The organism is Coleofasciculus sp. B1-GNL1-01 (assembly GCF_040220235.1).
Classification (GTDB): domain Bacteria; phylum Cyanobacteriota; class Cyanobacteriia; order Cyanobacteriales; family Coleofasciculaceae; genus Coleofasciculus.
Map to the genome: position 1 here is coordinate 37,902 of NZ_JAVJTO010000083.1, position 15,173 is coordinate 53,074.

11 protein-coding genes are annotated in these 15,173 nt (G+C 45.2%); 5 read left to right on the top strand and 6 right to left on the bottom strand.

The window, feature by feature from the left end:
• The first annotated feature begins 223 nt into the window (after positions 1-223).
• Both RID53_RS20685 and RID53_RS20690 read left to right on the top strand, forming a co-directional pair.
• Positions 224-1,591: an ATP-binding protein gene (locus RID53_RS20685; protein ID WP_446389882.1), complete on the top strand. Its 1,368-nt coding sequence runs from the start codon at positions 224-226 to the stop codon at positions 1,589-1,591.
• A gap of 71 nt (positions 1,592-1,662) precedes the next feature.
• Positions 1,663-6,492, top strand: a complete 4,830-nt coding sequence (locus RID53_RS20690) for a WD40 domain-containing protein (protein ID WP_446389883.1) — start codon at positions 1,663-1,665, stop codon at positions 6,490-6,492.
• A gap of 137 nt (positions 6,493-6,629) precedes the next feature.
• On the opposite strand, the gene RID53_RS20695 is transcribed toward RID53_RS20690, so the two are convergent.
• Positions 6,630-7,265 carry a type I restriction endonuclease gene (locus RID53_RS20695; RefSeq protein ID WP_446389884.1) on the bottom strand — a complete coding sequence of 212 codons (636 nt, stop codon included), beginning with the start codon at positions 7,263-7,265 and terminating at the stop codon, positions 6,630-6,632.
• A 523-nt stretch (positions 7,266-7,788) separates the two neighbouring features.
• Here RID53_RS20695 and RID53_RS20700 point away from each other — a divergent pair.
• On the top strand, positions 7,789-7,983 hold the full coding sequence (locus tag RID53_RS20700; RefSeq protein WP_446389885.1) for a hypothetical protein: 195 nt from the start codon (positions 7,789-7,791) through the stop codon (positions 7,981-7,983).
• A gap of 156 nt (positions 7,984-8,139) precedes the next feature.
• Here RID53_RS20700 and RID53_RS20705 read toward each other — a convergent pair whose 3' ends face one another.
• Positions 8,140-9,138, bottom strand: coding sequence for a pentapeptide repeat-containing protein (locus RID53_RS20705; RefSeq protein WP_446389886.1), 999 nt, complete (start codon positions 9,136-9,138; stop codon positions 8,140-8,142).
• On the bottom strand, positions 9,128-10,285 hold the full coding sequence (locus tag RID53_RS20710; RefSeq protein WP_446389887.1) for a hypothetical protein: 1,158 nt from the start codon (positions 10,283-10,285) through the stop codon (positions 9,128-9,130). The genes RID53_RS20705 and RID53_RS20710 overlap by 11 nt, the downstream gene beginning before the upstream one ends.
• Positions 10,286-10,746: 461 nt before the next feature.
• On the opposite strand from RID53_RS20710, the gene RID53_RS20715 reads away from it, so the two are divergent.
• Positions 10,747-11,028 carry a hypothetical protein gene (locus RID53_RS20715; RefSeq protein WP_446389888.1) on the top strand — a complete coding sequence of 94 codons (282 nt, stop codon included), beginning with the start codon at positions 10,747-10,749 and terminating at the stop codon, positions 11,026-11,028.
• A 77-nt stretch (positions 11,029-11,105) separates the two neighbouring features.
• Here RID53_RS20715 and RID53_RS20720 read toward each other — a convergent pair whose 3' ends face one another.
• Together RID53_RS20720 and RID53_RS20725 are read right to left on the bottom strand one after the other, a co-directional pair.
• Positions 11,106-12,116 carry a hypothetical protein gene (locus tag RID53_RS20720; RefSeq protein ID WP_446389889.1) on the bottom strand — a complete coding sequence of 337 codons (1,011 nt, stop codon included), beginning with the start codon at positions 12,114-12,116 and terminating at the stop codon, positions 11,106-11,108.
• A 262-nt stretch (positions 12,117-12,378) separates the two neighbouring features.
• Positions 12,379-13,410: a PstS family phosphate ABC transporter substrate-binding protein gene (locus RID53_RS20725; protein ID WP_446389890.1), complete on the bottom strand. Its 1,032-nt coding sequence runs from the start codon at positions 13,408-13,410 to the stop codon at positions 12,379-12,381.
• Positions 13,411-13,494: 84 nt separating this feature from the next.
• Between RID53_RS20725 and RID53_RS20730 the strand changes: the two genes are divergently transcribed.
• Positions 13,495-14,769: an FGGY-family carbohydrate kinase gene (locus RID53_RS20730; RefSeq protein ID WP_446389891.1), complete on the top strand. Its 1,275-nt coding sequence runs from the start codon at positions 13,495-13,497 to the stop codon at positions 14,767-14,769.
• A gap of 189 nt (positions 14,770-14,958) precedes the next feature.
• On the opposite strand, the gene RID53_RS20735 is transcribed toward RID53_RS20730, so the two are convergent.
• Positions 14,959-15,105, bottom strand: a complete 147-nt coding sequence (locus tag RID53_RS20735; protein WP_446389892.1) for a hypothetical protein — start codon at positions 15,103-15,105, stop codon at positions 14,959-14,961.
• Between the last annotated feature and the right edge of the window lie 68 nt (positions 15,106-15,173).

Genomic DNA, 15,173 nt, shown 5'->3' on the forward strand with positions numbered 1-15,173 from the left:
GTGCGATCGCCCCTCTTATCCTTCAACATCACCCATTTTTTTGCCCATTTTCATCCCAATAGTCAAAACAGCCGCCAGACCTAGCCGACTCCATCTTTACCGCCTGATTCTGGTATTGCCCAGCAACTGACAGATTGTAGTGCTACACTTCAGTGAAGACAATTACTCAGGGCTAGAACAAACAGAGTCAACACTAGGAATAGGCTGGAGAGTCAGGCAAACCATGACACTGAATTTAGCCAAATTTTACCGAGCATCCAACCCTAGCAAAACCCTCGATCTAAGTCAGTCTGAGGATCGACAGTATTATATTGATTTTTCTTCCGTGCGAGGAAATAATATCATCAAGGAACTGGGACGCACGATTAGCCGATTATCTCCCGATGAACCAACCTGTCAACTGTTTACCGGACATATTGGCTGTGGCAAATCCACGGAATTACTGCGCCTGAAAACCGAACTCGAACAGCAAGGATTTCATGTCGTCTACTTTGAGTCCTCCCAGGACTTGGATATGGCAGATGTGGATATTAGTGATATTCTACTCGCGATCGCACGTCAGGTGAGTAACAGTCTCGAAGCCAGTCACCTCAATGTCCAGCCTACCCGTTTTCAACAGTTACTCCAAGGTGCAACTCAGATTTTGCAAGCGGAAGTCAAGGGGGTAAACGTAAAAATCCCTAAGGTGGGAAATTTAGGGATGACAACTAAAAAAGAGGGCGAGTTTTCCTTGGCGTTGGGTATTGGTGAAATTACCGCTCAAGCGAAGAATAGTCCAGAAGTGCGTTCTTTATTGCGACAACATTTAGAACCACGAGTTAATGGTATTTTAGACGCGATTAACAAGGAGTTAATTGAACCCGCTATCCAGCAGTTAAAGCAGCAGGGGAAACAAGGATTAGTCGTCATTGTCGATAATCTTGACCGCATCGATAATAAACAAAAGCCGGGAGGACAACTGCAACCGGAATATTTATTTGTAGACCGAGGCGAACAGTTGAATCAATTAAACTGTCATGTTGTCTATACCATTCCCCTGGTTTTAGCCTTTTCCAATGCCTTAGGACGATTAACGAATCGTTTTGGCGTTGAGCCGAAAATATTGCCGATGGTGCGGGTGAAGCAGCGGGATAATACTATTTGCCAGGAGGGAATGGCATTGCTGCGACAGATGGTATTAGCGAGGGCATTTCCAGGGGTTGAACCTCAACAGCGATTGCGTTTGATTGCAGACGTATTTGATTCTTCGGAAACCCTAGATCGTCTCTGTTTAGTCAGTGGGGGTCATGTGCGAAACGTGCTGGTTTTATTGTTTTGCTGTATCCAAAAAGATGACCCCCCTATCAGTCAGAATTGTTTAGGCAATGTAATTTGTCAGCGGCGGAATGATTTATGCTTGGCAATTACCCCCGATGAGTGGGAATTACTGGAACAAGTCGAACAAAACAAAACCGTCAGAGGTGAGGATGGATATCAAGTTCTTTTGCGGAGTTTGTTTGTCTTTGAATATCGGGATCAGCAAGGGTGTTGGTTTGACATTAATCCTATCTTAGCCGATCGCTTACCTCCAGGACATGGTTTTCAATTGTAGGGGCGGGAATGACATAAGACGAATGACGAATGACATAAGACATAAGACATAAGACATAAGACGAATGACAAATGACGAATGACAACGAACAATCCTTAAAAACGCTGATCCGTGCCATCCAATTGTCTCAAGGTGAGTTTTCACTCATTCTAGCGCGTTGTAATTATTTCACCTGGCAAAAGCAGATCACACAGCAGTTGCAAGAACAATGTCCTCTTGATATTCAAACACTAATTCTCCAGCCCTCTGTTACCCGACTTTACTCAACCATTATTGAACATATTTCCTCTTCAAAATCAGCGGTTCAGAGTCCCAACTCCTTTAAGAAGTCGGGGATCTCGCCTGCAACTGATAAGCAATCACCTAATGCTCTGATTGTATTCGGTTTAGACTCTATAACCGATCTGGATCAACTGCTAACCGCTACCAACCAAATCCGGGAAGAGTTTCGCAAATTGCCCTTTCCCTTAATCCTGTGGGTAACCGATAACCTGCTGCGAAAACTAATTCGGTTAGTCCCCGATTTTGAAAGTTGGGCAACCCAAGTCGATTTTGCGATCGCGACCCAAGATTTAATCGATAGAATTCAGCAAACGGCTGATACAATCTTTACTGAGGTGTTAAAGGCTGGGGTCGGTCGGTTTCTGGATAACGCGGTGTTTACGATCGCCGTGGGTTCCCGTCGTTGTTCTGAATTAGAATCGGCGCTGAATGATTTGCACCGTCGGGGCGAACCCTTAACACCAGAACTCGAAGCAAAACTGCACTTTCTCCTGGGTAGAGATGCTCAGGCTAATCAGGACATGGAAAAAGCCCGCCAGTATTATCAGCAAAGTCTGGCATTTTGGCAACAGGGGGATTACCCGGAACAGCAAGGCTGTTTGTTATTTTATCTGGGGTTATGGTGGCGGTGTTATGCGGTTTTGCATCGAGCTGACTATTGGCGATCGTGTTATCGGGCAAAGGACTATTTTCAGCGCTGTGTGCGTGTGTTTCAACAGGGGAATCGTCCGGATTTAGCCGCCCGGTTTATTAATCCCTGGGGAGAAGTGTTAATTCGGTTGCAGGAGTGGCAGGAATTAGAAGAGGTGGCTCAAACTGCCGTTAATCTGCATCAAACGTATTTAGACAGCACTCATCTGTATGCCGGCTATGCTGATGCCCTTTTAGCTGAAGTCGCCCTAGCCAGAGGCGCTTGGAGTGATGCCAAACGGTATGCTGAATCAGCCCGACACAAGAATAATCAGCAGTCTGTAGTTGACTTAGCCTCCCAGCATAATCACACCCATTGGGCTTGGGCATGGCAACACTATCAAAGTTTATATTTATTACTACTGGCAAAAGCCCAACGTCATCTCGATCAGACGGCTGAAGCGATTCAAAATTTAGAGACGGCTAAAAACCAGAGTCTACCTGACTATGATCCTCAACTTTATATCGATATCTTAAAAGAATTACGCGGACTCTACTTTGAACGGGATGAGTATCTGAAATCATTTGCCCTCAAATTAGAGCAACGTTCGATTGAAGCGCAATATGGGTTCCGCCCCTTTGTCGGCGCTGGACGTTTAAAGCCGATCAAACGAGTGATTAATTCCTCTATTGATTCCATTTATCCCCAAGTCAGAACCCAAGACCGAATTACAGCATCGGGGCGGGGTCAAGATATTCAAGCGTTAAGGACAAGGCTGAGTGAACCCTGCCATAAATTAACGGTCATTCATGGTCAATCAGGGGTAGGTAAAAGTTCCCTCTTATCGGCAGGATTAGTCCCCGATTTGAAACAGCATCCTGTTGGCGATCGCTATGCGTTACCTGTGACGCTGCGAGTTTATACTAATTGGGTCAACGAATTGGAGATTAAGTTAGCAGATGCATTAAAGGAAAGGGGAATTGAAGCCCTTGATTTATCCGATGAAAGCCGTTCTTTTTCCCGGAAAGCCGGAGAATCGGTTAAGAGACTTGATGGGATTCTGGAAACCTTGAGAAAAAATGGCGATCGCCATCTGCTGACGGTGTTAATTCTTGACCAATTTGAAGAATTTTTCTTTAATTGTAGTCATATAAGTACTCGCCGTGAGTTTTATCAGTTCCTAGAATGTTGTTTAAGTATTCCCTATCTGAAAATTATCATAGCGTTACGGGAAGATTATTTACACTATCTTTTAGAATTTGAACGGCTAGCGAATTTAGAGGCGTTTCATCAGAATATTCTGGATAAAACGATTCGCTATTACCTCGGCGACTTTTCACCGGAACGGGCAAAATCTGTGATTCAGGACTTAACCGAGCGATCGCAGTTTTATTTAGAGCCAGCACTCATCGATGAAGTTGTCCAGGATTTAGCCGGTGATGTAGGGAAAGTTCGTCCGATTGAGTTGCAGGTGGTGGGGGCGCAACTGCAAACCTATAACATCACAAAGTTACATCAATATCGCCAACTTTTGGATCATCCCAAAGAAACCCTAGCCCAGCGTTTTCTAGAAGAAGTGGTTGTCGATTGTGGGGCAAAGAATGAACAACTTGCCCGACTGATTTTGTATTTACTTACCTATGAAAATGGAACACGCCCCCTCAAAACCCGTGCTGAGTTGGCAGCCGATTTAGACGCCTGGGGATTTCCAGCCGCAAGGCAGCAATTAAATTTGGTTCTGCATATTTTAGTTGGTTCAGGGATAGTCTTTTTAGTCCCCGATTACCCCGTCAATCGTTATCAGTTATTTCACGATTATTTAGTTGACTTCATTCGCCAGAAGCAAGCCCCCGGCTTATTAGCCGAATTAGCCGAGGCAAAAGAGAAGCAGAAATTAACCGAAGCCCAACTCAGACAGGCACTGAAAGAGAAAGAAGAGGCATTAACTCACGAACAACAGGCGCGTAGGCGGACAGAAATTGCCGAAATTGAAACCCTAAGTTCGTTAGCTCAAGCCATGTTTCTGTGTCATGACCAACTGGGGGCATTAGTCACCAGCGTTAAGGCAGGTCAAAAGCTAAAGTATATCAATGCGCCAGCGACGATAAAAACGCGAACCTTGTGTACACTTTGGCAAGTCATCTACTCAATGAAAGAATGTAATCGCTTCCAGGGACATAGCGGTGGGGTTTGGAGTGTCAGGTTTAGTCCCGATGGTCAAACCCTTGCTTCAGCTAGTACGGATGGAACCGTAAAACTTTGGCGTCTTGATGGCACAATTCTGCACACGTTTGAGGGACATCGCGGTATGGTGAGGAGTGTCAGTTTTAGTCCCGATGGTCAAACCCTTGCCTCAGCCAGTACGGATGGAACCGTCAAACTTTGGCGTCTTGATGGTACAATTTTGCACACGTTTGAGGGGCATCGGGATTGGGTGAGGAGTGTTACCTTTAGTCCCGATGGTCAAATTATTGCCTCAGCCAGTGGTGACGGGACAGTAAAATTATGGGGCATAGATGGTAAACTTATCCACACCTTAAAAGGGCATCGGGATTGGGTCAATAGCGTCACGTTCAGTCCCGATGGTCAACTGATTGCCTCAACCAGTCATGACCGCACCGTAAAACTTTGGCGTTTAGATGGCAGCGTGATTCAAACCGTTAAAAAACACAACGGTGGGATTAATAGCATTAGTTTCAGTCCCGATGGTCAACTAATTGCCTCAGCTAGTCATGACCGTACTGTTAACGTGTGGCGTTTAGATGGCACGACGGTGCAAACGTTCCAGGAACATAGTGATGGGGTTTATAGCGTCAATTTTAGTCCCGATGGTCAAATACTCACCTCAGCCAGCAGTGATGGCACCGTGAAACTCTGGCGTCTTGATGGTACAATTGTGCAAACCTTTCAAGGGTATAGCAGTTGGCTGTGGAGTATCAGTTTTAGTCCCGATAATCGCACCCTTGCTTCAGCTAGTACGGATGGTACAGTAAAACTTTGGCGCACCAATAGCACTGTTGTCCAAACATTTCACGACCATAGCGATGGCGTCAATAGTGTTAGTTTCAGTCCTGATGGTCAGAGGATTGCCTCAGCTAGCGGTGATGGCACGGTAAAACTCCGACATTTCCATGACACAGACGTACAAACTTTTGCCGGACACAGGGATTGGGTGAGTAGCATCAGTTTCAGTCCCGATGGTCAGATGCTGGCTTCGGCGAGTCATGATGGTACAGTAAAACTCTGGGGTTTAGATGGCAGAGTGGTTCAAACGTTTAAAGGACATAGTGGTTTGGTTAAGAGTGTTAGTTTTAGCCCGGATGGTCAAACCCTTGCCTCAGCTAGTACCGATTGTACCGTCCAAGTTTGGCGTCGAGATGGCACAGTGATGCAAATCTTTGCAGGGCATAGTGGTGGCGTCAATAGCGTCAGCTTTAGTCCGAATGGTCAAACCCTTGTCTCCGCCAGTCGTGACGGGACGATGAAACGGTGGCGTACTGATGGCACAATTGTGCAAGAGTTTGAACGCCAGGGCAATTGGGTGAATAGCGCTAGTTTCAGTCCAAATGGTCAAATCATTGCTTCGGCAAACGGGGATGGCACTGTGAAACTCTGGCGTTTAGATGGTACACTGATGCACACGTTTCAGGGACATGGCAATTGGGTGAATAGTGTCAGCTTTAGCCCCGATGGTCAAACCGTTGCTTCAGCCAGTGGTGATGGTACGGTAAAATTCTGGCGGATAGATGGTATCGAACTACAAACGTTTCAAGGACATGGTAATTGGGTTTACAGTGTTAGTTTCAGTCCCGATGGTCAAACCATTGCCTCTGCTAGCCGTGATGGAACGGTAAAGGTGATGACTTGGAAGTTAGCGCTAGATGATTTACTCAGACAGGGTTGTAATTGGTTGCGGGATTATTTAAAGACTAATCCCAATGTCAGTGAGAGTGATAGAAATCTGTGTGATGACATTTATTGTCAATAAGCAAGAGGAGGCGATTGAAATCGCTGCTACATAAACTTTCGTCCGCAAGGTAAGGACTAGGTTATAACCGGGGTAGCTAACCCGGATTTGGTGGAATCAGGTGCGATCGCACGACCCTAGAACCTTGTTTTACCATCTTACAGCTTAGTACTGTTCACAACTTCCCCCAATCGCTTCAAGACACCTAACACCGTATATAAATCATTTCCGGGATTAATCAGCGAGAAAAGCCGGGACAAACCATATCGCGGCGAGTCTGGCTGCATGAGTTTGAGATACACAAATTCACTGCCATTGGTAATCAACCCAAATAGAGGTTCCCTGATAGTCGGACGATTCATCATATAGAACAACGCTTGGGGAATTCCCTCTAAAACATTAAGCTGCTTACGCTTCGCCTCAATAACTGTAACCCATAAGTTTTGATGTAAAACCAGCACATCAATCCTTCCCCTGAGGGTTTCTGCCTCATCCTCAAACACAATTTCCACTGGCTTTTCTGCCACAGGACGAAACGGATAGCTATAAAAGTTAGCGAGGGATAGCAATGGAGACAGTACCACCATTTTCACAATCTCTTCATGCATGTGATACTCTGCCAAATAGAGAAAATTCGCCTTAACCCGATCAAGCCATTGCTTTTCAGCATCAGTGGCTTGGGGTAAATCATCCTGCCATTCTGGAAAGAACTGTTCATCCTCCACTCGCTGAAGGTTAAACTTGGCTTTGACATCGTGTAAGGTTAGTTCGCTGGCTTGAATGACTTGTGCCATAACTATCCAAATTTACGGTTAGGGTTAAGAACACTGATTTCTCTGATTAGTAGGAACGATAGAGGTGGGGGGTGAGAGGTTAGTCGCACTGATTACACAGACAGGTTAATTCTCGCTGGCAAAGGATGAGAAGATGATTCGATGGTTGGGGAGATTATTGAGTTTTCTGTGTCAATCTGTGTCCTTCACTATTCTGTGTTCTCGAAACAGCCATCCCTTCTGTGTAATCTGTGTTTTTGTCAAGGCTTAGTCATAATTTTTATCGTAACTTTAACAAAATACATGCGTTCAAGGGGGCATTGAGTATAAAGCGCAAACCATAAATTATACAAAGTTCCACGAAAAATCCAAGGGTTTAGCGGCGTTTAGATTAGTTTTGCTTACAAAATACCCACAATAGATAGTATACCTGAAAATCCCACAATCACCTCACAATCGCCGTAACCCCTGAAAATTCGTAGATTATTTCGGAACAGAGGTAAAAATTGAGCAATTATGACGTTTTGTTGCGATGTGAACCTGATTGAAAAATTTAAACCTTTATGGGGAAAAAAATAGTTTTAATTATCAGAACTTGACAAATTTAGCCGAAACGACATTGAGTCAAGCTAAGGAAATGTCAGTACCGAAGGATACAGAAAGGACAAAGTGGTATGTCGTGAATAGTCGTTATTGCCAAGAGTGCGATCGCCCTGTCTTAGTACCGCTATATTTATAGCGAAGACAGCGCAACTCCAAACCTAGCTTAGTTTCACAGCGAGTCGCTCAAGTCCAAGCTTGGTGGATTAAAATCCGTATCCAGTCAGCTTTAGCTGACTTAAGCTTTTAGCCCGAACTTTAGTTCAGGGCTTAAATTTTCTTCCTTTTCCCTGTATCAATCTGTGTCATGAATTCTACCATCAGGCATGGTTGCCCCCTGCAAATTTGCCCCCATTAAATTCGTGGTACTCAATTCTGCCCGTGTCAGATTAGCATTGCTCAAATTCGCCCCCATCAGGTTTGTTCTTGCCAAATATGCCTCAATTAAATCCGACTCACTCAAATTCGCTTCCCGTAAATTTGTCCGACTCAAATCCGCCCGATTCAATCGCGCCAAACTCAGATTTCCCCGACTCACTTGAGCTTTACTTAACCGTACATCAGGCATTACAGCCCCCTGTAAATTCACGTCGGTTAAATCTGCCTCACTTAAAATTGCCCGTTCCAATTTGACATTCTTTAGAATAGCGCCGCGCAAATTCGCCCCCATCAAATTCACTTCGGTCAAAAATGCCGAACTCAAATTAGCGCCACTCAAATCAGCCCCGCGCAAATCCGCTTCCCGCAAATTCGTTTCCCTTAAATTGGCACCCCTTAAGTTCACTTTCAATAAATCTGCCCCGCGTAAATCTGCCCCTTGTAAATCTACCTTCTGCAAGATGGCGCCCCGTAGCTTGGCGGTATACATCCGCTTTTCTTCTCGCAAATTCGCCCCGCGCAAACACGCCCCCGTTAAATCCGCCCCACTTAAATTAGCCCCCCGCAAATCAGCATCCATTAAGTTAGCATCAAGCAAACTAGCTAATGTCAAATTGGCGCTTCTTAAGTCAGCACTTTGTAAACTCGCCCCATGTAAGTCGGCATTATTTAAATTAACCCCACTCAGCCACGCCTGATTTAAATTTGCGCCACTTAACCGTGTCCCCACTAAATTAGCTTTCCGCAAATTAGCGCGACTCAGGTAAGCAAAAATTAACGTCGCGCCATGTAAATCAGCCCCATTGAGAACAATGCCAATTAAGTCCGCGCCAAACAAATTGACACCACTGAGGCTGACGCCAGTAAATTTTGTTTCTCCCGCTTCATAGCGGTGTAGGAGTTCTTTAACGTTCATAGAATCGTTTCATTGATTGTGCGATCGCGCCAGCGGCTTGAGTGTTTTCCTCGGCGTCTTCCAGAGCTTCTGCTGTCTGGTAAAGCTTGGTTTCGAGTTCCTCAAGTGTGGAACAAGTTGAGAACAATTCAAATAACAAATCGTCTAGGGGCTTGGCTTTCATCAATAACCAATCATGTTGCGTTTTCTTAATCGGATGATAAAGTACCGAAAAAATTAATAACTTTGCCCGCAATGGTGTCGTATATTTCATTACATTTAAGCGTAAATCAAACGGATCATACGGGCAGGGCTGTGACGGGGAATCCTGAGTTAAATTTTGTCCAAATTCTTGACCTTTAACCCCTGATGATTGCTGATGAATAAATTCGCTTTGCTTGTTTTTGTCTCCCCGTCTTTGGGTATTTCTGTTCCCTCGATTGGTCGGTGGAGGTAACCTTGTCGGTGGTGGTGCTGGCGGCTGCGATCGCGCGGCTTTAGCCGATTTAACACTGGTGATTTCTGAATCATCATCATAGAGTTTTTGCAGCACCTTGAGAATCGTTTTTGCCACAACAATATAGTCTGCCTGTCGGTTAAGGGTTTGCACTTGTTGCTTGAGTGCTGCACTGAGTTGCTTGATGCTAGGGTAAGATTCTCTTAAGTCTTGAATTAAATCCGCCAAATTTAATTGGTTGAGAATCTGCGAGTCGGTTTCCCAGTGATTTTTACCGACATAAAGCATCAGTTTTTTGATTCGCAGGATATTACTGTCTTCTTCCAGTTCACTAACCGTTTCTAAGACAATCCATGGGGGTTGAGTCGCCGCTTTAGGCGGGGATTTAACCGCGACGACTTGAGTTAACTCTTCCGGTTCGTCATAGAGGGGTTCTAATTGATGAATAATCGTATCAGCCACGACTAAATATTCAGCTTGGCGGTTCAACGTTTCCGCAAAGCTATAAAGCGTTGAACGAAGCTGTTCCAGACTGAAATGGGAGGCGCGAAGTTGTTGGATTAAATCAGAGAACTTATACTGATTCAGAATTGACAACTCGCTTTCCCACTGACTCTGGCAGGTATAAACCATTAACTTTTTTATCCGCGTTGAATTGTCGTGGGTTTCTAAATTTTTAACAATTCTATCTAAACTCAATAACCCTGGCATTAATCTAAATAATGAATTGTGAAATTATCGCTTTTATAGGGAAATAATCCGCCGCATTTTGTTTTTGAGCAGGATGCCTTGAACTGATGTACCTGCTTAGAGGTATTAACACACATTGTTTATTTTGTCAATGTTTTAGATTAAACCGATTTCCAACTCTATGATATCAAGACTGCCACCCAATACTAATACCGAGTTGCGCTCAAACATAGTAGAGAGGAAAAGCAGTGGAAGCAGTGGAAGCAGGGGAAGCAGGGGGAGGGAAAGTTATATCTTGGAATGCAACTTGGTATAAGTAGGTGGGAAAAATGAAAGTTAATCTCCCTCATCTCCCCCAGTTTCCCCAGAAATTATCCTGATCGGCTGACACAGGCTAAGAAAATCATAAATAAATACTGACCCCATTTTAGTGGCAGTTTAATCCCTTATCAGTAGTCGATTACGACTCCTTCTAAATCACTATGTTACTTACTCGTCAACAACTCAAAGCCAAAAAACGCAATGCCAAACGGCTCAGTCAATTACTCCAAGATGCTAGAAGAGAACTTGAACACAACATCCTCACGTTAGAGGATACGGTTCTCGATCAAGGCATTTGGCAAATGTCTGATATTTTACCCTCCCAAAATGCCCATTCCGTCATTGGCGAAATTCTGGCGATCGCGGATGCCTGGGAACAACTCAACCATTTTGAAATTGAGGAAAAGTTAGATCATATCGAGGGTAAATTCTATCAAAACTAAACCATTCTGTTTTATTCTACATATCCCCGACTTCTTGAAGAAGCCGGGGATCTTGCTAGGAGTTGTGGTAATCGCTTTCATGGAAGGCTCTCACGAAAAACCGCTGATTGAGAATCCATCTCTATTTGCATAGACGAACTCATCCGCATCAGCTTTTCTTGCTCACTTTCCGGTTCTGTAACCAGAAACTCCATGTTAGAAAGTGTAGACATCATTCCCTGAAGCGGCATGATTTGATCAAACCCAATGGTCATTGTGCCCGCGCTTTGCATCGCAAAAGACTGAATCTTAAAATTCACACCGGGAGGCGTTCCGGGAAGATTCATTTGGCTCGATTCTTGAGATTGCTGTTGCATACTCATTTTCAGCGTCACCTGATCTTCCTTAATATCTTCCACCTCATATAAGACTTGAACCTGATCCAATGGCAACCCGGAAACAGGTACAGCGCTAGAGACTTGCCAGGTTGCGCCCACTCCTACGGCTTCTTGGGGAAACGGTGCGGCTGATAATTGCTCTAAGGAACTCAACATTTGCTGTAAAAGTTGTTGGAGGTTGGGATCAAGATCCGCCGGTAACGATACGTCCACATCTTTGGTGATTCCCTGCTGATTAATCACAAACTCAATGGTTACATCTTGGAGTTGTTGCAGTTGCGATCGCAGGTTTTGAATCAGTTCCGGCGGCGCGGTTGTATCCGAGACTACATCCACATCCGTGTAAGTCACTTTAATATGAGCATCTCCATTCGCCTCAACCTGAGTCACCTCTGACTCAACAATCATCTGCATAGCAGGCATATTGACATCAGGCATAACCTGACCATCCACCGCCCCTGTCATGTCCATATTCATCGTCAGGACTGTGGTTTGCTTGGTGTTGGCGGCGGGTTGAAGCCGCAAAATTTGCCGAGGTTGAGCGCCTGGATCAAGTAAGACTATGGTTGATTTCGCTTCAGTCGCACTTTCGGCTGAGTCAGGAATGGTTTCAATCAAGGGTGTTTGAGCATTGACAGAGGGAGAAGGCGGCGTTACTCCCCATCCAGTAATCAGTAAGAAGGCAGCACTTAGGAGGAATGGTTTCTTCATCAGGTTATTGGAGATTCAGATACTGAATTCAATCTAGCTCACTTACAAGGGAGAGTGAGCGTTAATTGCCTGCATTCAACCTTAAACACTCAAAACTCTCTCATGGAGTTGGGGCGGGTTTAGTTGCATCCGGGTGAGGGAAGAAACGATAATAGTGAAACCCGCCCCTACAAATTCTGCAAAACTAAAATTATTACTGTTGCCCGTTGCCTGTTGCCTGTTGCCTTGCCCTCATGTTTAACTTTAATGAAAGTCCGACTCCTTAAAACTTAGGTTGTTTGCGTAATAACTCGCCAATGGTGAGATTGAACTCAGATTGTCCATCAAAAACGGTTCCGGTTTTACTGTTATAAAATTTCACCTCAATTAAATGATAGCCATCGTCTGGTAAGGGGACATAACCGACAGAACGAACCACCTCTGGCGCTTGCTCTAAATAAAACTCAACGAATTTTCTCAAGGCTGGATTCTTTTGCGTTTTGTCCGCATTAATATAGATAAATAAGGGGCGGGAAAGGGGTTGATATTCAGCCTGTTCTACCGTTTTCGGAGACGGAAGCACTGGCTCATTCCCATCTTCTACTGCTACAGCTTTCAAGTCATCTTTATTGGTTTCGTAGTAGGCTAAACCAAAGTACCCTAAAGCATTGGGATTTTGACTCACCGCCTGCTGGAGAATGTCGTCATCTTCACTAGCCGTATAGTCGCTGCGACTCGCTCCCGCTTTGCCAACAATCGCTTCTGTAAAATAATCAAACGTACCAGAATCAGTGCCAGGACCATAGAGATTCAGAGGGCGGTTGGGCCACGATTGGCGCACCTGATTCCAGTTGGTGATTTTTCGTTGCGCCGCTGGTTCCCACATCGTTTTCAACTCTTGCACAGTGATGCTATCAGCCCAATCATTTTCCGGATTAACGACTACCGTAATCGCATCAAAGCCAACGGGTAATTCAATATAAGGAACTCCCGCTTGTTTACAGGCTTCCATTTCCTGCGTGTTTATGGGGCGTGAAGCATTGTTAATGTCAGTTTCCCCAGCGCAAAACTTTCCAAATCCGCCCCCTGTCCCCGAAAAGCCCACGGAAACGTCTACGGGAGTCTCAGTGGTGTTGTTAAACTCTTGAACAACGGCTTGGGTAATCGGGTAAACCGTACTCGAACCATCAATGTTGATCGGTTGCGGTTGTTGAGACTGAACATTTGATGTACAGGAGTTCAATCCGACAGCAAAGCTAAGTGCGATCGCAACTGTACTGAGCCGGAAAACCAATTGCTGGGGTGTTGTGTTCATATCAAATCAAAGCCCCCATTGTTTGAACACAGGATACAGTTCAATCATGTCAGTATTAGTTTAAGCAGAATTTATCGAGAGCTTATGGCGGATTCTAGAATCCTTTACCTGGGGATCGATTTCGGTACGTCTGGCGCACGAGCGATTGTGATTGACGCCACAGGTGCAGTTCAAGCCGAAGCGCAATGTGGGTTTGCGGCGACGCCTCTGGCTGAATTAACAGCAATTTGGCAAAACACTCTGTATCGGCTCATTGAACAAATTCCGGCATCGATTCGACAGGATATTACTCGTATCGCCATTGATGGGACATCGGCAACTGTACTACTATGCGATCGCCAAGGGACTCCAATCACCGAGCCACTTCTTTATAATGATGGGCGAGGGATAGAGGTGATGGAACAATTAAAGCAGATTGCTCCGGCTAATTCCGTGGTTCTCAGTGCTACCTCGAGTCTGGCTAAACTCTTGTGGTTAACTCACCATACACCAGGCACTCTGGAAAATTATTACTTCCTCCATCAAGCCGACTGGTTAGCCTTTTTATTACACGGTAAGCTCGGAGTTAGCGACTATCACAATGCCTTAAAGCTGGGATACGACCCAGAAAACCTAGAGTATCCCACTTGGATGAAACAACTTCCACTCACACCAATATTACCCCAAGTCCTGGCTCCGGGAACACCAGTCGGTGAAGTCACTCCAGAAATTGCCTCCCGGTTAGGATTACACCCAGACTGTCAGGTTTGTACGGGTACAACGGATAGTATTGCTGCATTTCTCGCCAGTGGTGCCAAGCATCCCGGTGAAGCAGTAACCTCTCTGGGTTCTACATTAGTCTTGAAGCTATTGAGTCATACCCGCCTCGAGGATGCGAGTTACGGAATTTATTCTCACCGACTGGGAAACTTATGGTTAACCGGAGGTGCATCGAATACCGGAGGTGCTGTACTGCGACAATTTTTCAGTGACAGAGAACTTGAAGAACTTAGCCATCAAATCAACCCTGAACAGGAAAGTCCCCTAGATTATTATCCATTATTAAAAAGAGGCGATCGCTTTCCCATCAATGACCCTGATCTGTCTCCCAAATTAGAACCTCAACCTGCCAACCCTGTCGAATTTCTCCACGGTTTACTCGAAAGCATTGCCCGTATTGAAGCACGAGGCTATCAACTATTACAACAACTCGGTGCGACTCCCCTCACCTGTGTCTATACGGCGGGAGGAGGCGCTAAAAATACGACATGGACAGGGATTCGCGAACGTCAGCTTCAGGTTGCCATTCAACCCCCCAGACATATAGAAGCAGCTTACGGTACAGCATTATTTGTCAGGAACCCCATAAAAGATAGCTAGGGAAGCAGGGGGAGCAGGGGGAGCAGGGGAAGCAGGGGGAGCAGGGGGAGCAGGGGAAGCAGAGGGAGCAGGGGGAGCAGGGGGAGATATTAGCTGCTGGCGTTATTTCTACCGTCTTGCACTAGGGGTAAGCAACTGTAACCAAATACTTGCCCAAAGCTACCCATATTTTGACTTTTTGGGTAAGTTTTAATGTCGCGCCATCCGTTCTATTACGTCGCTAAGGCTATTAGCGCCCAACTCCAGTCGTTTTATCTTTAACCATTTGATAGCTGTTTCGGTCAATGTCATCGTAAACCTGCGTTTTGGCTCATCGTAAATTTTCTTTCCAGACATCCTGATTGGCCTTAAAACTCATGTATGATATGAGTCTAGCAGTCATTGAGCAGGTCGAGTCAATGCTT

Bases quoted from the DNA above. Each gene is read 5' to 3' on its own strand.
- RID53_RS20695 (WP_446389884.1), bottom strand. From the start codon at position 7,265: ATGGCACAAGTCATTCAAGCCAGCGAACTAACCTTACACGATGTCAAA.
- RID53_RS20715 (WP_446389888.1), top strand. From the start codon at position 10,747: ATGTTACTTACTCGTCAACAACTCAAAGCCAAAAAACGCAATGCCAAA.
- RID53_RS20710 (WP_446389887.1), bottom strand. From the start codon at position 10,285: ATGCCAGGGTTATTGAGTTTAGATAGAATTGTTAAAAATTTAGAAACC.
- RID53_RS20690 (WP_446389883.1), top strand. From the start codon at position 1,663: ATGACGAATGACAACGAACAATCCTTAAAAACGCTGATCCGTGCCATC.
- RID53_RS20725 (WP_446389890.1), bottom strand. From the start codon at position 13,410: ATGAACACAACACCCCAGCAATTGGTTTTCCGGCTCAGTACAGTTGCG.
- RID53_RS20730 (WP_446389891.1), top strand. From the start codon at position 13,495: ATGGCGGATTCTAGAATCCTTTACCTGGGGATCGATTTCGGTACGTCT.
- RID53_RS20705 (WP_446389886.1), bottom strand. From the start codon at position 9,138: ATGAACGTTAAAGAACTCCTACACCGCTATGAAGCGGGAGAAACAAAA.
- RID53_RS20720 (WP_446389889.1), bottom strand. From the start codon at position 12,116: ATGAAGAAACCATTCCTCCTAAGTGCTGCCTTCTTACTGATTACTGGA.
- RID53_RS20685 (WP_446389882.1), top strand. From the start codon at position 224: ATGACACTGAATTTAGCCAAATTTTACCGAGCATCCAACCCTAGCAAA.
- RID53_RS20735 (WP_446389892.1), bottom strand. From the start codon at position 15,105: ATGTCTGGAAAGAAAATTTACGATGAGCCAAAACGCAGGTTTACGATG.